We start from the raw sequence: 19,107 nt of genomic DNA, 5'->3' as shown, positions 1-19,107 counted from the left end.
GAGACTGGCCCGGCCATGAGCGATGCCGAGAACCCGCCCCAGCGTCCCCGCCGCACCCTCTGGACCTTCGCGGTCTGGGCGGTCGTGTACGCGCTCGACCAGGTCACCAAGGTCCTCGCCGTGGCGCACCTCACCCCGTACGAGCCGGAGCCGTTCATCGGCGACCTGCTGCAGTTCCACCTGATCCGCAACCCCGGGGCCGCGTTCAGCTTCGCGACCGGGTTCACCTGGATCTTCACGATCCTGGCCGCCGTCGTGGTGGTCGTCGTGGTGCGCATGTCCCGCAAGCTGTTCAGCCTGCCCTGGGCCCTCGCGCTGGGCTTCCTGCTGGCCGGGGCGACCGGCAACCTCACCGACCGGCTGCTGCGCCAGCCCGGGTTCGCCCGCGGACACGTCGTGGACTTCCTCCAGCTGCCGAACTGGCCGATCTTCAACGTCGCCGACGCCAGCATCTGCGTCGCCGCGGTGCTGATCGCCGTCCTGGCGGTCCGCGGAGTCGGTCTCGACGGCACCCGCGAAACCCGAACGGTGAAGGGTGAGCAGGAGGCCGGAGGTGCCTGAGCTGCGCAGCCTGCCCGTCCCCGACGGCCTGGAGGGTGAGCGCGTCGACGCGGCCCTGTCCCGGCTGCTCGGGTTGTCCCGCACCCGGATCGCGGAGCTGACCGCCGAGGGCCTGGTCGTCGTCGACGGCGCCGTCGTCGGCAAGTCCGACCGGTTGCGCGCCGGGTCCTGGCTCGAGGTCGAGGTCCCCGACCCGCCGGCCGCGCCCACGGTGGTCGCCGAGGCCGTCGAGGGCCTGACGGTCGTCCACGACGACGACGACCTGGTGGTCGTCGACAAGCCCGTCGGCGTCGCCGCCCACCCCAGCCCGGGCTGGACCGGCCCGACCGTCGTCGGCGGCCTCGCCGGCGCCGGCTACCGCATCGCCACCTCGGGGGCCTCCGAACGGCAGGGCGTCGTGCACCGCCTCGACGTGGGCACCTCCGGGCTCATGGTGGTGGCCAAGAGCGAGCACGCCTACACCGCGCTCAAGCGCGCCTTCAAGGAGCGCACGGTCGAGAAGGTCTACCACGCGGTCGTCCAGGGCCACCCCGATCCGCTGCGCGGCACCATCGACGCCCCGATCGGCCGGCACCCGGGCAGCAACTGGAAGTTCGCGGTAACGGCCGAGGGCAAGCCCAGCGTCACCCACTACGAGGTGCTGGAGGCGTTCCGCGCCGCCGCCTTGTGCGAGATCCACCTCGAGACCGGCCGCACCCACCAGATCCGGGTGCACTTCTCCGCGCTGCGGCACCCGTGCGTGGGGGACCTGACCTACGGGGCCGACCCGACGCTGGCCGCCCGGCTGGGCGTCTCGCGGCAGTGGCTGCACGCCGTGCGGCTCGGTTTCGAGCACCCCGGCACCGGGCAGCCCGTGGAGTTCACCAGCTCCTACCCGGCCGACCTGGCCACGGCGCTGGAGCGGCTGGGCGACTGACACGCCCGCTCGTGTGTCGGGCGCCGCCCGCGTCCGACCCGGCGCCTACCATCGACACGCACGCCAGCTCACCCCTTCAGGAGGCCCGCCCCCATGGCATCCGCGGACTCGTTCGTCCACCTGCACGTCCACACCGAGTACTCGATGCTGGACGGTGCCGCCAAGGTGGACGACCTCTTCCGCACCGCCGCGGAGATGGGCATGCCGGCCGTCGCCACGACCGACCACGGCTTCGTCTTCGGCGCCTACGACTTCTGGAAGACGGCCAAGAAGCACGGCGTGAAGCCGATCATCGGCGTCGAGGCCTACCTGACGCCGGGCACGGCCCGCCAGGACAAGACGCGCGTGAAGTGGGGCGACCCCAACGGCCGCTCGGGCGACGACGTCTCGGGTGCGGGCTCGTACACGCACATGACCATGCTGGCCGAGAACACCGCCGGCATGCACAACCTGTTCAAGATGAGCAGCCTGGCCAGCCTGGAGGGCTTCCTCTACAAGCCCCGCATGGACCGCGAACTGCTGTCGCAGTACTCCGCGGGGCTCATCGCCACCACGGGCTGCCCCTCGGGGGAGGTGCAGACCCGGCTGCGGCTGGGCCAGTACGACGAGGCCCGCCAGGCCGCCGCGGACTACCGCGACATCTTCGGCCGGGACAACTTCTTCTGCGAGCTGATGGACCACGGCCTCGACATCGAGCGCCGCGTGCAGGACGACCTGCTCAAGCTCGCCAAGGACCTCGACCTGCCGCTGCTGGCCACCAACGACCTGCACTACACCCACGCCCAGGACGCCGCCGCGCACGCGGCGCTGCTGTGCGTGCAGTCCGGCTCGACGCTGGCCGACCCCAAGCGGTTCAAGTTCGACGCCGACGAGTTCTACCTCAAGACCCCGGCCGAGATGCGGCACGTGTGGCGCGACCACCCCGAGGCCTGCGACAACACCCTGCTCATCGCCGAGCGCTGCGAGGTCGAGTTCACCGAGTCGACCGGTGCCTACATGCCGCGCTTCCCCTGCCCCGAGGGGGAGAACGAGGAGAGCTGGTTCGTCAAGGAGGTCTGGTCGGGCCTGAACTACCGCTACGACGGCCAGATCCCCGACGACGTGCGCAAGCAGGCCGACTACGAGATCGAGGTCATCACCTCCAAGGGGTACGCCGGGTACTTCCTCGTCGTCGCCGACTTCATCAACTGGTCCAAGGCCAACGGGATCCGCGTCGGCCCCGGTCGTGGTTCGGGTGCGGGGTCGATGGCCGCGTACGCCATGAAGATCACCGACCTGGACCCGTTGCGGCACGGCCTGTTCTTCGAGCGCTTCCTCAACCCCGAGCGCATGTCCATGCCCGACTTCGACGTCGACTTCGACGAGCGCCGGCGGGGTGAGGTCATCCAGTACGTCGTCGAGAAGTACGGCACCGACCGTGTCGCGCAGATCGTCACCTACGGCACCATCAAGGCCAAGCAGGCCGTCAAGGACTCCTCGCGCGTCCTGGGTTTCCCCTTCTCGATGGGCGACCGGATCACCAAGACGATGCCGCCGGCCGTCATGGGCAAGGACATCCCGCTGTCGGGCATCTTCGACCCCAACCACAAGCGGTACTCCGAGGCCGGTGAGTTCCGCGACCTGTACAAGGCCGACCCCGAGGTCGTGAAGGTCGTCGACACCGCCCGCGGCCTGGAGGGCCTGAAGCGGCAGTGGGGCGTGCACGCCGCCGGCGTCATCATGTCCTCCGACCCGCTGATCGACCTCATCCCGATCATGAAGCGGGAAGCCGACGGGGCGATCATCACGCAGTTCGACTACCCGACGTGCGAGACGCTCGGGCTGGTCAAGATGGACTTCCTGGGCCTGCGCAACCTCACGATCCTCGACGACGCGCTGAAGAACGTCGTGGCCAACGGCAAGGAGGCCGTCGACCTCGAGAAGCTCCAGCTCGACGACAAGGCGACGTTCGACCTGCTCGGCCGCGGCGACACCCTGGGCGTGTTCCAGTTCGACGGCGGGCCGATGCGCTCGCTGCTGCGCCTGATGCGCCCGGACAACTTCGAGGACATCTCCGCCGTCGGCGCCCTCTACCGGCCCGGTCCGATGGGGGCGGGGTCGCACACCGCGTACGCGCGGCGCAAGAACGGCCAGGAGCCGATCACCCCGATCCACCCCGAGCTCGAGGAACCGCTCAAGGACATCCTGGGGACGACCTACGGGTTGATCGTGTACCAGGAGCAGGTCATGTCGATCGCGCAGAAGGTCGCCGGGTACACCCTGGGCTCGGCCGACCTGCTGCGCCGCGCGATGGGCAAGAAGAAGCGCGAGGTCCTCGACGCCGAGTTCGTCGGCTTCGAGAAGGGCATGCTGGACAACGGGTTCAGCAAGGAGTGCGTCAAGGCGCTGTGGGACATCCTGGTCCCCTTCTCCGACTACGCGTTCAACAAGGCCCACTCGGCCGCCTACGGCCTGGTGTCGTACTGGACGGCCTACCTCAAGGCGAACTACCCGGCCGAGTACATGGCCGCGGTGCTCACCTCGGTGCGCGACGACAAGGACAAGTCGGCCCTCTACCTCAACGAGTGCCGCCGCATGGGCATCAAGGTGCTGCCGCCGGACGTCAACGAGTCCAGCGCGAACTTCACCGCCGTCGGCACCGACATCCGGTTCGGCCTCACCGCCATCCGCAACGTCGGCGCCAACGTCGTGGACGCCATCGTGGCTGCGCGGCAGGAGAAGTCGCGCTACGAGTCCTTCCAGGACTTCCTCACCAAGGTGCCGGCGGTGGTTTGCAACAAGCGGACCATCGAATCGCTCATCAAGGCCGGCGCGTTCGACTCCCTCGGCCACGTGCGCCGTGCGCTGGTGGCCAAGCACGAGGACGCCGTCGACGCCGTCGTGGACGTCAAGCGCAACGAGGCGATCGGCCAGTTCGACCTGTTCGCAGGCCTCGGCGGGGACGACTCCGGCGACGGTGGTGGGGGTTTCGAGGTCGTCATCCCCGACCTGCCCGAGTGGGAGAAGTCCGAACTCCTCGCCCACGAGCGGCAGATGCTGGGCCTGTACGTCTCCGACCACCCGCTGTTCGGGCTGGAGCGGTTGCTGCAGAACGCCTCCGACGTGTCGATCTCGACGCTGCTGGAGGACGAGTCCCGTCCCGACGGTGCGCAGATCACCATCGCCGGGATGATCACCGGCCTGCAGCGCAAGACGACCAAGCAGGGCAACTACTGGGCGATCGTCACGGTCGAGGACCTCGCCGGGGCCATCGAGTGCCTGTTCTTCCCGCAGGCCTACACGGACGTGGCCCAGCTGCTGGCCGAGGACCTCGTCGTCGTCGTCAAGGGCCGGCTGAACCGCCGCGACGAGGTGCCGACGATCTACGCCTCCGGGTTGACGGTCCCGGACATCTCCAGCTCCGACGGTGTGCCGGTCACGGTCACCATGCCGACCGCGAAGTGCACGCAGCCGGTGGTCGAGAAGCTGAAGTCGGTGCTGGAGACCCACAAGGGGTCGACGGAGGTCCGGCTGCGGCTGACCAAGAACGGCAACGGCGGCGGCACGCTCATGCGGCTGGACGACTCGCTGCGGGTGACTCCCAGCCCCGCCCTGTTCGGTGACCTCAAGCAGTTGCTCGGGCCGGCCTGCCTGGTCTGAGGAGGACCGCTCGGGGACGGGCGGCAGGAACCTGCCGACCGGCGCAGCTCCGCGTCGGGCCCGCCGCGGGTGCTCCCGGGAGGGCCGCGGTGCCGCAAGGCTGTGCCGCGACCCTGCCGACGGGAGTGAGCCCCCATGCGCCGAGCGACGCCGCGGTGACCGCGCCTGCGGTCACCCTGCGCCCGATCTTCCCCCGCGAACCCACCGCGCCGGCGCCGGATCCCGGCGCCTCGTGGGTGGGCCAGGTCGACGAGACCCAGCTCGACGGGCTCGCCGACCGGGGCGCCCGGATCGTCCTGGCCGGTGCCAGCGGCTTGTCCCGGGCCCGTCTGGCGGTGCGGCGCGGTCCGGTCCTGCGCGGTTTCGTCGAGGTCGACGTCCACGACGGCACCCTCGACGCCGACGCGCTGCGAGAACTCGCCGCCGCCCTGCCCGAGCCCGGCCCCGACCGCGGGCACGGCGCCGACGTGCCCGTCAGCGTCGTGCTCTGCAGCCGGGACCGTCCCGGCCCGCTGCGGGACGCGCTGGTCTCGCTGCTGCGCCTGGACCACCCCGACTTCGAGGTCGTCGTGGTGGACAACTCCGCGGACCCCACCGGATCACGTGCCCTCGTGGACGGGCTGGCCGACGAGCGGCTGGTCCTGGTCCACGAGCCCCGGCCGGGGTTGTCGCGTGCCCGCAACGCGGGGCTGGTCGCCGCCCGGCACGAGGTGGTGGCCTTCACCGACGACGACGTGGTCGTGGACCGGTGGTGGCTGCGGGCCGTCGCGGCTCCCTTCGCCGACGGCACGGTCGCGTGCGTCTGCGGCATCGTCCCCAGCGGGGAACTGCTGTCGGCGGCGCAGCGCTACTTCGACGAACGCGTGACCTGGGCGCGCAACTGCACCCCGACGCGGTACAGCCTGGACGCGCCGCCGGCCGGGCACCCGCTGTTCCCCTTCGAGGCCGGGCTGTACGGCACGGGGGCGAACTTCGCGGTGCGGCGGGCCGACGTGCTGCGGCTGGGGGGTTTCGACGAGGCGCTCGGTGCCGGGTCGCCCAGCGGCGGTGGCGAGGACGTCGACGTCTTCGTCGCCGTGGTCCTGGCCGGCCGGACCCTGGCCTACGCCCCCGACGCCGTCGTGTGGCACCGGCACCGCGCCTCCTGGGAGGAACTGCTCTCGCAGTCGCGCGCCTACGGGCGGGGCCTGGGAGCGTGGCTGACCAAGATCGCCCTGTCGCCGCGCACGGCCGTCCGGTTCCTGCCCCGCGCCGGGGCCGCCGCCCGCCACGCCCGCTCCCTGACGCCCGGGAGCCACCCGGCCGGGAACGCCGAGGCGGACCGGCGGTGGCGCTCGCGCGCCAGCCGCGAGGAGTTCCGGCACATCGTCCGGGGCCCGGGGGCCTACCTGGGGGCCCGGGTCGCGGGTGCCCGGGTCCGTCCGCTGGCGGGGCTCGCGGCGGCCGCTCCCCACCCGCCGCGCTGAACCCGCCGCGCTGAACCCGCCGCGCTGAACCCGCCGCGCTGAGCCCGCGCTGAGCGCGCCCCGGGGTCAGCCGGTGCGGCCGCGCTCGGGACCGGGGACCTGCGGCGTCCACGCCCCGCCGTCGACGAGCGCGTCGACGGCGTCGAGCAGCCCGGAGCTGCGCTGCGAGGAGACCTTGCGCGCGAACAGGGGCCGGACCGCCTCGCCCCCCGACGCCCCCTGCGGGCCGGCGGCCGTGCCGGGCCTGCGCACGGCCCGCTCGACCTCCGGGAGGTCCTCGTCGGTCAGCCACTCCGGGTGGTACGCCCCGCCGCCGGCCCAGCGCTGGAACCACACGTGCGCGTGGTTGTCGGGGGCCGCGGGCCGGCCGGTGATCCGCGGGGAGCTGAGGATCGAGGCGACGAAGGTCTCGTCGGGAACCAGGCTGGTGCGCCAGAAGTCGACCAGGTCGGGGCGTTCGTCCAGGACGGTGAGCACGCGCTCGGCGTCGGGGCGGCTCCAGACCTTCCACTGCGACGAGGCCCGCAACCGCAGGCCGTCGGGGATCGGGCGGCGCCAGGGCCGCCGCAGCGGGACGCTGCCCAGGGTGAGGAGCTGGTCGCGGTGGACGAAGAAGCGCCGGTCCATCCGCCACATCCCGCCGTCACGGTGCCGGGGGGCGTCCCAGCCCCGGTAGGGCACGGGCAGGTTCACCATGCACGTGCGGTCCTGCCAGGGCTCCAGGCGGTCCAGGACCTCCTCGGGCCGGCACAGCAGGTAGTCCGCACCCGACAGGACCGCCACGCGGTCGGCGGAGAACCGGTGCAGCGCGGCGCGCACGGCCTCCATCTCGATCCGCACCAGCGACCAGCTGCTCAGCCGGCCGTCCCGGCGCGGTACCGCCAGGACGCGCGAGCCCCAGCCCCGCACCATCTCCCGGGCCTGCTCCCGCGGGGTCTTGACGTCGCAGTGCAGGACGACGGGGACGTCACCGAGCCGGGCGATCAGCCGTCGCACGTGCTGGGGGTCCTGGTGGGCCATGACCACCGCGGCGAGGGTCACCATGCGTCGATCACCAGGACAGGCCTCGGGGGCGCGTGGGCCGCGTGGTCATCGCTGGTCCTCCGGAGGGGGGCGTCGCCGGGTGTCGTGCGGGTGCTCCCGCGGCGGCGGTGGCCCGTTGCGGAACCGGGTGCGCGAGAACCACGCCGTCGGCGAGTCTGCCGTCGCGGCGCCGAGGCTGTCCACGCAGGTTCCCGCCGTCCGCCTGCCCGGGTGCGGGTCCCGGCCGTGCGCAGGGCGCGCCGGGACACGGATCGAGGCGGGGACGAGGCGGGGATACCGTGACGGGGTGAAGCAGCGCGCACGCCCGGTCGTCCTCGACGGGCCGCCCCCGCGGGTGGGCACGCCGTGGGCCGGGCGGCTGCCGTTCGTCCTGCTCTTCGGCCAGGCCGTCCTCGGCCTCCTCGTCGGTCTGGTGTGGTGGCTGCTGACGCGCGAGCCGGCGCCCTGGACGGTCGGTGAGCCGGTCGTGACCTCCACGGCGGTGTACCCGATGGCGCGCGACGGCGTGTTCACCGTCCTGACCGGCCTGGTCGGCCTCGCCGCCGGGGTCCTGGTCCTGGCGCGCAGCGGGGAACGTCCGCTGCCGCCCTTCGGTGCCGCGTCGGCCGGCGCACTGGCCGGCGCCCTCCTCGCCGCGGGCGTCGGCAGCGCCCTGCCGCCGACCGCCGGGGACGACGCGGCCCACGTCACCGTCCACGCCTGGGCCGTCGTGCTCGTCCAGCCCTTCGTGGTCGCCGCGGTGGTCGCGGTGGTGACCTTGGTGCGGTCCCTGCTGGAGTGGGTCGACCGTCCGTAGGACGCCTCGACGTTCCTGCACCCCGCAACCCCTCCACCTGCCCCACCGGGGTCACCGGAACTCCACGACGTCGGCGGCACCGCCCGCGGCTCCGGTCCGCCGCCGGCCTCCGCGGCACCGGTGCGCGCCCCGGCGACGTGGTCGCGGTCACCGCGGGTGAACCGGACGGGGAACTCCTCGACGACCTCGCTGACGACCTCGCCGACGACCTCGCCGACGACGTGGTTCCGGTAGTTGCTGAACCCCGCGCAGCCGGCCGGACCCGGGGCGTGGAATGGTCGCGAACGGTTGAACGGTCTACCGTGACCGGCGGACGTGAACCGCCACAGCGAAGGAGCTCCTGGTGTCCGTGCTCGCACTCCTGGACCGGGAGCGGATCGTCGCGCCACCCGGTTTCAACCGCTGGCTCGTCCCGCCCGCCGCGCTGGCCGTGCACCTGTGCATCGGCCAGGTCTACGCCACCAGCGTCTACAAGACCGCTCTGGTGCAGCACTTCGAGGTGAGCCAGACCGCGGTCGGCGTCGTCTTCTCGATCGCCATCGTCATGCTCGGGTTGTCGGCCGCGGTCTGCGGCACGTGGGTCGACCGCAGTGGCCCGCGCAAGGCGATGGCCGCGTCGGCGGCGTGCTGGGTCACCGGGTACCTGGTCGGCTCGCTGGGGATCGCCACCGGTCAGCTGTGGCTGCTGTACCTGGGCTACGGCGTCATCGGCGGGATCGGGCTGGGCATCGGGTACATCTCCCCGGTCTCCACGCTCATCAAGTGGTTCCCGGACCGGCCGGGCCTGGCGACCGGCATGGCCATCATGGGTTTCGGCGGCGGCGCGCTCATCGCGAGCCCGCTCTCGACGCGGCTGCTGGCGCTGTACGACCCGGAGTACGACTCCTCGGTGACCGGCAGCGCGCCGGCGGGTTCGGCGGTCGCCCTGCTGTTCCTCACCTTCGCGGTGGTCCACGCCCTGTTCATGACCTACGGCGCGGTCACCATCCGCGTTCCGGCCGACGGCTGGAGGCCGGACGGTTTCGACCCGGCCTCCATCAAGCAGAAGGCGCTGGTGACGACGGCGAGCGTCTCGGCCCGCAACGCGATCCGGACCCCGCAGTTCTACCTGCTGTGGATCGTGCTGTTCTGCAACGTCACTGCGGGCATCGGGATCCTGGAACAGGCCTCGCCGATGATCCAGGACTTCTTCCGCGCCGACGACGGCGTCTCGGCCGTGTCGGCGGCCGCGGCCGGTGGTTTCGTCGGGTTGCTGTCGATGGCGAACATGGCCGGCCGGTTCGTGTGGTCCTCGACCTCCGACGTCATCGGCCGCAAACCGGTCTACGTGCTCTACCTCGGCGTGGGTCTGGTGACGTACTTCCTGCTGGCCACGTTCGGCCAGGTCGGCACGGCGCTGTTCGTGCTGCTCGCGGTCGTCATCCTGTCCTTCTACGGCGGGGGTTTCGCGACCGTCCCGGCGTACCTGCGCGACCTGTTCGGCACGTTCCAGGTCGGTGCGATCCACGGCCGGCTGCTGACGGCGTGGTCGGCGGCCGGCGTCGCCGGACCGCTCATCGTCAACGGTTTCCTCGACGCCCAGGGCGATCCCGGCAGCCTGACCGCCGAGGCGTACCGGCCGGCGCTGCTGACGATGGTGGCGGTGCTCGCGGTCGGTTTCGTCGCCAACCTGCTGGTGCGCCCGGTGGCCTCGAGGTTCCACGAACCCGCGGTGGCGCAGGAGGGGAGCCTTCGATGAGCGGACCGGTGAGCGGTGCACGCACGAGCAGCGGCCGGGCGACCGGACGGGTGGCCGCCGGTTGGGCCCTGGTGGGGGTCCCGCTGGCCTACGGGGTGGTCGAAACCCTCATCAGGGTGTCGAACCTGTTCACCGGCTAGCCGTCACCGAGCCAGGTCGGTGAACCGCGCCCCCGTCGCCACGGCCAGGTCGGCGGGGGACAGTTCCACCTGCAGCCCGCGCCGGCCGGCGCTGACCAGGACGGTGTCGAACCGCTGCGCGGAGGAGTCGACGAACGTGGGCAGGGCGGTCTTCTGGCCCAGCGGGCTGATGCCGCCGACGACGTAGCCGCTGCTGCGCTGGGCGCGCGCCGGGTCGGCCATGGCGGCCCTCTTCCCGCCGGCCGCCGCGGCCAGCGCCTTCAGGTCGAGCATCCCGGCGACGGGGACGACGGCGCAGACCAGCGCGCCGTCGACGTCGGCCAGCAACGTCTTGAACACCCGGTGCTCGTCGACGTCGAGCCCACCGGCCCGCAGGGCCCGCACGGCCTCGTCGCCGAAACCGTCGTGGGCGGCGTGGTCGTAGGGCCGGGGCGTGTGGGCGATCCCGGCCGCGGTCAGCACCTTCAACGCGGGCGTCCCGGTCTCCTGCGTCTTCTTCGCCATCAGTTGGACACCGGCCACTCGGGCAGCTCGGTGGCCGGGACCGCGCCGAAGGCGCGCAGCAGCGCGATCTCGCGCCGCAGGACCTCCAGCTCGGCCTGCAGGCGGGTGACGGTGTCGGGCGCCTCCAGCAGGCGCTGGCGCTGCTCGGTGTCCAGCACCATCGCGGCCGCCACCAGGTACGACAGCACCCGCGGGTCGTCGGGCACCTGCGCGCCGCCGATGTCCAGCACCTCGCGGTACTCGTCGAAGCGCCGGCTCACGGCGTCGAACAGGACCGTCAGCCGGCCGTCGGAGTCGTCGTCCTCCTCGTCGTCGTCGCCGAACGGCTCGACCAGCCCGGTCAGGTACGGGGTGCCGGCGGCGTCGTCGATGCCGACGAGCCTGAACCGGCTCGCCCCGACCGTGACCAGCTCGTAGCGGCCGTCCTCGGTCTCGGTGACCTCGCGCACCAGCGCGACGCAGCCGACGGCGTGCAGGGCCGAGACGTTGCCCTCGCCGACCTCGTGCCCGGCCTTGATCGCCACGACCCCGAAGCCGCGCACGTCCTCCTCGGACTCCAGGTCCTCGGCGCCCGCGACGAGGTCCTGGACCAGCGACCGGTACCGGGGTTCGAAGACGTTCAGGGGCAGCACGAGTCCGGGGAACAGGACGCTGCCCAGCGGGAACAGCGGAAGGCGTTGCGGCACGCGAGCCACCCTAGGACCTCCCTTCCGTAGACTCCTCCCCCGTGAGCACCCCCCTCCTGCGCCGCACCGACCTGCGGGGCCAGACCCTGGACGCGATGGCCCTGCGCGCGCTCGTCCCGCGCGCCGACGTCGACGTGGCCGCCGCCCTGGCGAGCGTCGCGCCGATCTGCGAGGACGTCCGCTCGCGCGGCGTCCCGGCGCTGCTGGAGCTCACCGAGCGCTTCGACGGGGTGCGGATCGAGCACGTCCGGGTGCCCGCGCACGCCCTGCACGAGGCCCTCGAGGCGCTCGACCCGCAGGTGCGCGCCGGCCTGGAGGAGTCCATCCGCCGGGCGCGGCTGGTCCACGGCGACCAGCGCCGCACCGACACCACCACCCAGGTCGTCCCGGGCGGCAGCGTCACCGAACGCTGGGTCCCCGTCGGCCGGGTCGGGTTGTACGTGCCCGGTGGCCGCGCCGTCTACCCCTCCAGCGTCGTCATGAACGTCGTCCCGGCCCAGGCCGCCGGCGTGGCCTCGATCGCGGTGACCACGCCGGCGCAGAAGGAGTTCGGCGGGTCGGCGCACCCGACGATCCTGGCCGCCTGCGCGCTGCTGGGCGTGGAGGAGGTCTACTCCGTCGGCGGGGCCCAGGCCATCGCGATGTTCGCCTACGGCGCCCGCGACGCCGACGGCACGGTCGTGGTCGAACCCGTCGACGTCGTCACCGGCCCGGGCAACATCTACGTCGCCTCCGCCAAGCGGTACGTCCAGGGCGTCGTCGGCATCGACTCCGAGGCCGGCCCGACCGAGATCGCGGTCCTGGCCGACGACAGCGCCGACCCCGTCCACGTCGCGGCCGACCTGGTCAGCCAGGCCGAGCACGACCCGCTGGCCGCGGCCGTGCTCGTGACGCCCTCGGAGGCGCTCGCGGACGCCGTCGACGCCGTCCTGGCCGACCGCGTGGCGGCCACCAAGCACTCGGGACGGATCGAGGAGGCGCTGCGCGGCAAGCAGTCCGGCACCGTCCTGGTCGACTCCGTGGAGGCCGGGCTGGCCGTGGTCGACGCCTACGCGGCCGAGCACCTGGAGATCCAGACCGTCGAGGCCCGGGCCGTGGCGGCGCGCGTTCGCAACGCCGGCGCCGTCTTCGTCGGCGCGCACTCCCCGGTCTCCCTGGGCGACTACTGCGCCGGGTCCAACCACGTGCTGCCGACCGGCGGGACGGCCGCCCACTCCGGGGGGTTGAGCGTGCAGACGTTCCTGCGCGGGGTCCACGTCGTCGACTACGACGAGGACGCGCTGCGCGAGGTCGCCCCCCACGTGGTGGCCCTGGCCCGGTCCGAGGACCTGCCCGCCCACGGCGAGGCCGTCACGGCCCGCTTCGCCGCGGAGCCGGCGGAGGTGACCGCGTGAGCACCCCGCACGAGCCCGACCTGCCCGGGGAGGACTCCGGCTTCGACTTCGACGCCGAGTTCGCCAAGGCCTTCGGCCCGAAGGCGCCGGTCCGCTCGGCGCTGGTCGTGCCCGTGGCGAACGCGAAGAAGCTGGCCGAGGTCTGCACGCTGGCCGAGGTCCACGCCCACGTCGTCCCGGTCAAGGGGCTGGGGTGCGTGCTGGTGACCGAGGACCCGGGCACGGGGGAGCAGGACGCGCAGACCCTGTCCCGGCTGGTCCAGGGCGCCGAGATCGTGCTGCTCACCGTCGGCGAGGAGTCGATCGAGGGGCAGACGTGGCGCTCCGGCGAGCGCGGGGAGGACCCCAGACCCGGCCTGCTGCTGTCGGTGTGGCCCGACCTGGTCCAGCAGCTGGTGCTGGGCCGGGTCGACCCGGCCGAGGCCGCCGGTGCCGCGGCCTCGGGGGAGGGCAGCCGGCGGGGTGCCTTCTGGCGGTTGCTGCGCGGCAAGGACGACGACCAGGGCGACTCCACCCCGGCGTGACCGTGCACCCGCGTGGCTCTCCCCACCCGTGCACGGGTGGGGAGAGCGGCGGGGTGCTGATCAGTCGAAGCGCGAGGCCGCCCGCATCTTGTTCGTGGCGTCCAGCGCGGCGACCTTGTAGGCCTCGGACAGCGTCGGGTAGTTGAAGACCGTGTCCACCAGGTGGTCCACGGTGCCGCCGCAGGTCATGACGGCCTGCCCGACGTGGACGAGCTCGGTGGCGGTGGCGCCCACGACGTGCACGCCGAGCAGCTTGCGGTCCTCGGTGGAGACCAGCAGCTTCAGCTTGCCGTGCGAGTCCCCGACGATCGCGCCGCGGGCCAGTTCCCGGTAGCGGGCCACGCCCACCTCGTAGGGGATCGCGGCGCGGGTCAGCTCGTCCTCGGTGTGACCGCAGTAGCTGATCTCCGGCACCGAGTAGATGCCGATGGGCTGCAGCTCGATGAGGGAGTTCACCTGCTCCCCGAACGCGTGGTACGCCGCCAGCCGGCCCTGCTCCATGGAGGTGGAGGCCAGTGCGGGGAAGCCGATGACGTCACCGACGGCGTAGATGTGCTCGACCTCGGTGCGGAACTGCTTGTCCACGACCAGGCGGCCGCGCTTGTCGGCCTCCAGCCCGGCGGCGGCCAGGTCGAGCGAGTCGGTGGCGCCCTGACGGCCCGCGGAGTACAGCACGGTGTCGGCCGTGATGCGCTTGCCGGAGGCGAGCGTCGTCAGGGTGCCCTGGTCGTCGGCCTGCACCTTCACGACGGACTCGCCGAGGCGGAACGCCACGCGCAGGTCGCGCAGGTGGAACTTCAGCGCCTCGACGATCTCGGAGTCGCAGAAGTCCAGGAACTGCGGCCGCGACTCCACCACGGTGACCTTGGTGCCCAGTGCGGCGAACATCGAGGCGTACTCGATGCCGATGACCCCGGCGCCGACGACCACCATCGTCTGCGGCACCTCCTCCAGCTGCAGCACGCCGTCGGAGTCGACGACGCGGCCGTGGCCGAAGTCCACGTCGGCCGGGCGCGCCGGGCGCGTGCCCACGGCGACGACGAACTTGTCGGCGGTCAGGTGCCGGGCGGGCGTCCCGGGTGCCTCGACGACGACGCTGTGTGGGCCGGTGAACCGGGCCATCCCGTCGTGCAGGTCCACGCGGTTGCGCGAGAGCTGGTCGCGCACGACCTCGGCCTCACGGCGCATGACGTGCGTGGTGCGGGCCAGCAGGTCGGCCATCGTGATGTCCTGCTTGACCCGGAAGTTCGCGCCGTACACGTCGCGCACGCTCATGCCGGTCAGGTGCACGACCGCCTCGCGCAGCGTCTTGCTGGGGATGGTGCCCGTGTTGACGCAGACACCACCCATCATGGAACCGCCGTCCACCACGGCGGCGTGCTTGCCGAGCTTGGCGGCGGCGATGGCCGCCTTCTGCCCACCGGGTCCCGAACCGAGCACCAGCAGGTCGTAGTGGTCGCGCATGTTCACCATCTTCGGCACGTCGACGGTGGATCTCCACCCGTGTCGCGAGAACCGGACGTGACACGGGACTGCCGCCCTCGGTCGCCGGGCTTCAGACGACCAGCGACCCGGCCTCCTCGGCGTCGATGACGGCCCTGGCCAGGTCCTGCGGGGAGGCGTGCACCGCGAACGGCATGGCGTGCGTGAGGTAGCCGCGGTGCGGGCCGGCGCCGTCGGCGTGCCCGGTGGTGTGCGCGTGCAGGTGGACGTCCTTGGTCCCGTCGATGCGCACGTGCGGGTCGCGGCCGTGCCGGGTCACCGCGACGGTGCGCCCCCGGTACGCGAACTCCTCCACCAGCGGGTCCGCCCCGGAGGCGGAGTCGTCGGGGAACGGACGGACGACCGCCGCGAGGGTGCCGCCGGCGAAGGCGGCCCACGTGCCGGCCAGGTAGTGCCTGCGACTGATCACGACGTCCTCCCGGGTGAGGTTCCTAGACGTACCGGTATCCGAGGGTCCTGACGTCGAGCACCGACTCGATCGTCCGGGGAGTGCGCAGCTCACGCAGTTCGTCGCCCCGGTTGTGCCCGTCCGGGCCGCCGGAGACCGGTTCGTAGGTGTCGACGCCGTACCGCTCCTGCCACCAGCACCAGATCCGGTCGACGTTGCAGTGGTGCAACCAGAACGCCGGGTCGTTGGGCGCGGTGGCGAACAGCATGTCCCCACCGATCCACGTGTGCACCTGGTTGTGCATCCGCGGATGCCCGTCCCACCCCTCCAGCCGGTTGCGGAAGCCGCCGGTGACGGTCGCGTCCCAGGGGGCGACGTCGTAGACGGTGTGGTTCTCCATCAGGTCGGTCAGCTGCGCCCAGTCCGGGCAGTCGGAGGAGCCGTTCGGGTCCCGGCCCAGCCTGCGCACGATCCCCGGGGTGGCGCGGGGGACGAACGCCCCGGTGCTGACCTCGAACAGCAGGCAGTCCCAGTCGGCGAAGGGGCCGTCGGGTACGCGGTCGTCCTCGTCCGGGTCGCCGTCGGAGCCGAGGTAGCCGGCGGTCCACAGCACCGACCGGGCCGCGTCGCCCTCGTTGCGTTCCGCCTCGACCTCCCAGGCCCAGTACGGCAGGCCCGGCAGCGTGGGGTCGACCGCGAGGAGTTCGGTCTCGAACTCCAGCAGGAACGCCCGGTGCCAGGGCGTGAACGCCGGGCCGGAGTGGGCCACGTTGCGCGAGGAGCCCACCGGGGTCGGCGTGTTCATCGCCGCCGTGTGCCGGCGGGTGAAGTCGTCGTAGGTCCCCTCGGACTTCAGGACGTCCAGCGCGGCGGTGAACGCGTCCACCTCCGCCTGCGACATGTCCAGGATGTTCATCCGGTCGACCACGCCCACCCCCAGATCGGTTCCGTCGCGCCAGACGCTAGTGGCGCCGGACCGCGACCGGTTCCCGGTGACGCGCAGCGCGGCGGGAATCCGCCGCCGGGGGCGGTCGGCCTGCCGCGGCCCCGTGCGGGCCGGACCGCACGCGGCCTGCGGCGCCCCACCGGAGCTGCAAACGTTCCCAGATTGGTGCGCGCCGGGCCTTCCGCACGGGGTGCCGGGTGTCCTAGCGTTCTGGGTGCAAGGCCGAACCGAACGACCCGAAGACGCGTCCCCGGAGGAACTCCCCCGTGCCCCACATGAACGTGGCCGTGCTCGGTTGCTGGCACGTCCACGCCAAGGACTACGCCCGCTCCGCAGCGGCCCATCCCGACACCACCCTGGTCGCGGCCTGGGACCACGATCCCGAGCTCGGCCGGCCGCTGGCCGAGGAGTTCGGGATCGAGTACACCGACGACCTGGACGCGCTGCTGGCCCGCGGGGACGTGCACGCGGTCACCATCACCACCGAGACCACCGCGCACACCGAGGTGATCGGCAAGGCGCTGGCCGCGGGCAAGCACGTGTTCACCGAGAAGCTGCTGGCCCCCACGGTCGCCGAGTGCGAGCAGCTCGTGGCGCAGGCCCGCGAGGCCGGGCTCGCGCTGGTCGTCTCGCTGCCGCGGCTGTACCACGGCTACACCCTGGCGGTGACCGAGCTGCTGGCCGCCGGCAGCCTGGGCCCGCTGACCTACGCCCGCGTGCGGTTGTCCCACGACGGAGCCGTCCACGGCCGGACGACGGGAACGAGCGGGGGCTGGCTGCCCGACCGGTTCTTCGACCCCGTCCCCAGCGTCGGCGGGGCCCTGACCGACCTGGGCTGCCACCCGGTCTACCTCACGCAGCTGTTCCTCGGCCAGACCCCGCAGACCGTGCGGGCGGTGTACGGCTCGATCACCCCGCGCGCTGTGGAGGACCACGCCGTCGTGACCGTCGGGTACGACGACGGCCGCATCGGCGTCGTCGAGGCGGGTTTCGTCAGCAACGACGCGTTCACGATCGACGTGCACGGCACCGAGGGCTCGGTGCACTACACGCAGGACGGGTCCCGGCTGTGGCGCCGGTACCCCGACGGGAAGGTCGAGGACCTCGCCGTGCCGGCCGACGCGCCGGACGCCTTCGCCCAGTGGGTGCAGCACGCCGCGGCCGGCACCACCGCCACCGAGAACCTCGAACGGGCCGTCGAACTCACCCGCCTCGTCGTGCGGGCCAACGAAGCAGCTGGGGAGAAGAAGTGAGCGACATCGTCAAGGTCGGCCTCATCGGTGGCGGCGGCATCACCCGTGCCCACGTCCGCGGCTACCTCGCCCACGCCGACAAGATCGCCGTGACCGCGGTCGCGGACGTCGTGGAGGAGGCGGCGAACACCCGGGCCGCGGAACTGGGCGCCAAGCCGTTCACCGACTACCGCGAGATGCTGCGCACCGCCGACGTCGACGCCGTCGACATCTGCCTGCCGCACCACCTGCACGCCGACGCCATCATCGCCGCGGCCGAGGCCGGCAAGCACGTCCTGTGCGAGAAGCCGTTGTGCCTCACCGCCGAGGAGGCCGGGAAGGTGGCCGAAGCGGTCCGCGCGAACCAGGTGACGCTGATGTGCGCGCACAACCAGCTGTTCTTCCCCTCGGTCGCCAAGGCCAGGGAACTGCTCGACTCCGGCCTCCTCGGCACGGTCTACGAGGTCCGCACCACCGACAGCTTCCACAACGACTTCGACCCCGAGAACATGGGCTGGCGCGCCTCGGCCAAGACCAGCGGTGGCGGTGAGCTCATCGACACCGGCTACCACCCGACGTACCTGCTGCTGCACCTGGCGAACGCGCAGCCGACCGAGGCGACGGCGTTCCTGTCGACGCACCGGCTGAAGTTCATGGAGGGCGAGGACTCCGCGCAGGTGCTGGTCCGCTTCGAGAACGGCGTCGTCGGCCAGATGGTCACCAGCTGGGCCTACGACCCGGCTCCGGGGACGGAGAAGTTCTCCGTCGTCGGCGAGCTCGGCTCGCTGACGGGCACCGAGAGCTCGCTGACCTACCGGCTGCGCAGCGGCGAGGAGGAGACCTTCGAGTTCCCCGAGGTCGACGCCTTCGCCGACGAGATCGGCGCCTTCGCCGACTGCCTGCGCGAGGGCCGGCGCCCGATCCACACCGAGGTCGAGGGCATCGCCGTCCTCGGCGTGCTGCTCGCGGCCTACGAGGGCGCGCGCACCGGCACGATCGCCCAGGTCCTGACGATCTGACCCCGCCTCCGCGGGGGGGGGGGGGGGGGGGGGGGGGGGGGGGGGGGGGGGGGGGGGGGGGGGGGGGGGGGGGGGCGGGGGGGGGGGGGGGGGCGGGGTGGTGCCAGCGCCGCGGGCCTCCCGCGCCCGCGCGCCCCCCCCCCCCCCCCCCCCCCCCCCCCCCCCCCCCCCCCCCCCCCCCCCCCCCCCCCCCCCCCCCCCCCCCCCCCCCCCCCCCCCCCCCCCACCGCGCGGTCAGCGGCGGACGCTGACGACGACCTCGGTCTCGCTGACGCTGTCCACACCGACGGTGAAGCCACCGACCTCGGCCGTCGTGCCGACCGCGAGCGACACCTCCTGCCCGGCCACCTCGAGGTCGACGGTCCCGTCGGTGACGCCGGTCAGCCGCGCCTCGACCCCCAGCACCGACACCTCCGCCGAGCCCTCGCCGCGCGGGTAGGTGATCGTGCAGCCGTCGAGGGTGCAGTCGGTGCTCGACCCCTGGCCCTCCCCGTCACCACCCGAGCAGGCGGCCACGGCGAGGCCGAGGGCGGCGAGGAGCAGGGGCAGGGATCGTCGGGGCACCCCACGATCATCGCAGCGGCCCGCGGGCGCGCGAGGTCACCGGCGCG

Annotated in this window: 18 protein-coding genes; 11 read left to right on the top strand and 7 right to left on the bottom strand. The window is 72.8% G+C overall.

Annotated elements, in window-relative coordinates; translation table 11 throughout:
• Window positions 1–15: 15 nt before the first annotated feature.
• From lspA to ACRYR2_RS10350, 4 genes are all read left to right on the top strand, one after another.
• Complete coding sequence (gene lspA, locus ACRYR2_RS10365) at window positions 16–561, top strand: signal peptidase II (RefSeq protein ID WP_432562779.1); 546 nt, start codon at window positions 16–18, stop codon at window positions 559–561.
• Window positions 554–1,477 carry an RluA family pseudouridine synthase gene (locus tag ACRYR2_RS10360; protein WP_432562778.1) on the top strand — a complete coding sequence of 308 codons (924 nt, stop codon included), beginning with the start codon at window positions 554–556 and terminating at the stop codon, window positions 1,475–1,477. The genes lspA and ACRYR2_RS10360 overlap by 8 nt, the downstream gene beginning before the upstream one ends.
• Window positions 1,478–1,570: 93 nt before the next feature.
• Window positions 1,571–5,116 (top strand): DNA polymerase III subunit alpha, encoded by a 3,546-nt coding sequence (gene dnaE, locus ACRYR2_RS10355; protein ID WP_432562777.1) that lies wholly within the window; start codon window positions 1,571–1,573, stop codon window positions 5,114–5,116.
• A gap of 155 nt (window positions 5,117–5,271) precedes the next feature.
• Complete coding sequence (locus ACRYR2_RS10350; RefSeq protein WP_432562776.1) at window positions 5,272–6,582, top strand: glycosyltransferase family 2 protein; 1,311 nt, start codon at window positions 5,272–5,274, stop codon at window positions 6,580–6,582.
• Between the two features lie 66 nt (window positions 6,583–6,648).
• Here ACRYR2_RS10350 and ACRYR2_RS10345 read toward each other — a convergent pair whose 3' ends face one another.
• Window positions 6,649–7,626: a beta-1,6-N-acetylglucosaminyltransferase gene (locus ACRYR2_RS10345; protein WP_432562775.1), complete on the bottom strand. Its 978-nt coding sequence runs from the start codon at window positions 7,624–7,626 to the stop codon at window positions 6,649–6,651.
• A 286-nt stretch (window positions 7,627–7,912) separates the two neighbouring features.
• Here ACRYR2_RS10345 and ACRYR2_RS10340 point away from each other — a divergent pair, with 286 nt between their 5' ends.
• The 3 genes from ACRYR2_RS10340 to ACRYR2_RS10330 all read left to right on the top strand — a co-directional run bounded on the left by ACRYR2_RS10340 (window position 7,913) and on the right by ACRYR2_RS10330 (window position 10,300).
• Window positions 7,913–8,422 carry a hypothetical protein gene (locus tag ACRYR2_RS10340; protein WP_432562774.1) on the top strand — a complete coding sequence of 170 codons (510 nt, stop codon included), beginning with the start codon at window positions 7,913–7,915 and terminating at the stop codon, window positions 8,420–8,422.
• 343 nt (window positions 8,423–8,765) lie between these two features.
• On the top strand, window positions 8,766–10,160 hold the full coding sequence (locus tag ACRYR2_RS10335) for an OFA family MFS transporter (protein ID WP_432562773.1): 1,395 nt from the start codon (window positions 8,766–8,768) through the stop codon (window positions 10,158–10,160).
• Window positions 10,157–10,300: an MFS transporter small subunit gene (locus ACRYR2_RS10330; protein WP_432562772.1), complete on the top strand. Its 144-nt coding sequence runs from the start codon at window positions 10,157–10,159 to the stop codon at window positions 10,298–10,300. The genes ACRYR2_RS10335 and ACRYR2_RS10330 overlap by 4 nt, the downstream gene beginning before the upstream one ends.
• A gap of 3 nt (window positions 10,301–10,303) precedes the next feature.
• On the opposite strand, the gene ybaK is transcribed toward ACRYR2_RS10330, so the two are convergent.
• Together ybaK and ACRYR2_RS10320 are read right to left on the bottom strand one after the other, a co-directional pair.
• Window positions 10,304–10,804, bottom strand: coding sequence for a Cys-tRNA(Pro) deacylase (ybaK, locus tag ACRYR2_RS10325; RefSeq protein WP_432562771.1), 501 nt, complete (start codon window positions 10,802–10,804; stop codon window positions 10,304–10,306).
• Complete coding sequence (locus ACRYR2_RS10320; RefSeq protein ID WP_432562770.1) at window positions 10,804–11,490, bottom strand: LON peptidase substrate-binding domain-containing protein; 687 nt, start codon at window positions 11,488–11,490, stop codon at window positions 10,804–10,806. Before ACRYR2_RS10320 ends, ybaK begins: the two co-directional genes overlap by 1 nt.
• A 95-nt stretch (window positions 11,491–11,585) precedes the next feature.
• Between ACRYR2_RS10320 and hisD the strand changes: the two genes are divergently transcribed.
• Both hisD and ACRYR2_RS10310 read left to right on the top strand, forming a co-directional pair.
• Window positions 11,586–12,884 (top strand): histidinol dehydrogenase, encoded by a 1,299-nt coding sequence (gene hisD, locus ACRYR2_RS10315; RefSeq protein WP_432562864.1) that lies wholly within the window; start codon window positions 11,586–11,588, stop codon window positions 12,882–12,884.
• Complete coding sequence (locus ACRYR2_RS10310) at window positions 12,881–13,408, top strand: hypothetical protein (RefSeq protein ID WP_432562769.1); 528 nt, start codon at window positions 12,881–12,883, stop codon at window positions 13,406–13,408. The genes hisD and ACRYR2_RS10310 overlap by 4 nt, the downstream gene beginning before the upstream one ends.
• A 60-nt stretch (window positions 13,409–13,468) precedes the next feature.
• Here ACRYR2_RS10310 and sthA read toward each other — a convergent pair whose 3' ends face one another.
• From sthA to ACRYR2_RS10295, 3 genes are all read right to left on the bottom strand, one after another.
• Window positions 13,469–14,881 (bottom strand): Si-specific NAD(P)(+) transhydrogenase, encoded by a 1,413-nt coding sequence (gene sthA / locus ACRYR2_RS10305; RefSeq protein WP_432562863.1) that lies wholly within the window; start codon window positions 14,879–14,881, stop codon window positions 13,469–13,471.
• An 82-nt stretch (window positions 14,882–14,963) separates the two neighbouring features.
• On the bottom strand, window positions 14,964–15,320 hold the full coding sequence (locus ACRYR2_RS10300) for a hypothetical protein (protein WP_432562768.1): 357 nt from the start codon (window positions 15,318–15,320) through the stop codon (window positions 14,964–14,966).
• A gap of 22 nt (window positions 15,321–15,342) precedes the next feature.
• Window positions 15,343–16,215: a tyrosinase family protein gene (locus ACRYR2_RS10295; protein ID WP_432562767.1), complete on the bottom strand. Its 873-nt coding sequence runs from the start codon at window positions 16,213–16,215 to the stop codon at window positions 15,343–15,345.
• 305 nt (window positions 16,216–16,520) lie between these two features.
• On the opposite strand from ACRYR2_RS10295, the gene ACRYR2_RS10290 reads away from it, so the two are divergent.
• Window positions 16,521–17,498, top strand: a complete 978-nt coding sequence (locus ACRYR2_RS10290) for a Gfo/Idh/MocA family protein (protein WP_432562862.1) — start codon at window positions 16,521–16,523, stop codon at window positions 17,496–17,498.
• A complete protein-coding gene (locus ACRYR2_RS10285) occupies window positions 17,495–18,496 on the top strand; it encodes a Gfo/Idh/MocA family protein (RefSeq protein ID WP_432562766.1) in 1,002 nt (333 codons plus the stop codon). The genes ACRYR2_RS10290 and ACRYR2_RS10285 overlap by 4 nt, the downstream gene beginning before the upstream one ends.
• A 234-nt stretch (window positions 18,497–18,730) precedes the next feature.
• Here ACRYR2_RS10285 and ACRYR2_RS10280 read toward each other — a convergent pair whose 3' ends face one another.
• Window positions 18,731–19,060, bottom strand: a complete 330-nt coding sequence (locus tag ACRYR2_RS10280; protein WP_432562765.1) for a hypothetical protein — start codon at window positions 19,058–19,060, stop codon at window positions 18,731–18,733.
• Window positions 19,061–19,107: the final 47 nt, after the last annotated feature.

Source organism: Kineococcus deserti (assembly GCF_050871945.1).
Taxonomy (GTDB): Bacteria; Actinomycetota; Actinomycetes; order Actinomycetales; family Kineococcaceae; genus Kineococcus.
Note: the sequence above shows the minus strand (reverse complement) of the source record. Positions and strands in the feature narration are given on the sequence as shown.

Coding starts and splice junctions, on each gene's coding strand:
- lspA (WP_432562779.1), top strand. CDS start 16: ATGAGCGATGCCGAGAACCCGCCCCAGCGTCCCCGCCGCACCCTCTGG.
- dnaE (WP_432562777.1), top strand. CDS start 1,571: ATGGCATCCGCGGACTCGTTCGTCCACCTGCACGTCCACACCGAGTAC.
- ACRYR2_RS10345 (WP_432562775.1), bottom strand. CDS start 7,626: ATGGTGACCCTCGCCGCGGTGGTCATGGCCCACCAGGACCCCCAGCAC.
- ACRYR2_RS10330 (WP_432562772.1), top strand. CDS start 10,157: ATGAGCGGACCGGTGAGCGGTGCACGCACGAGCAGCGGCCGGGCGACC.
- ybaK (WP_432562771.1), bottom strand. CDS start 10,804: ATGGCGAAGAAGACGCAGGAGACCGGGACGCCCGCGTTGAAGGTGCTG.
- hisD (WP_432562864.1), top strand. CDS start 11,586: ATGGCCCTGCGCGCGCTCGTCCCGCGCGCCGACGTCGACGTGGCCGCC.
- sthA (WP_432562863.1), bottom strand. CDS start 14,881: ATGGTGAACATGCGCGACCACTACGACCTGCTGGTGCTCGGTTCGGGA.
- ACRYR2_RS10295 (WP_432562767.1), bottom strand. CDS start 16,215: ATGAACATCCTGGACATGTCGCAGGCGGAGGTGGACGCGTTCACCGCC.
- ACRYR2_RS10290 (WP_432562862.1), top strand. CDS start 16,521: ATGAACGTGGCCGTGCTCGGTTGCTGGCACGTCCACGCCAAGGACTAC.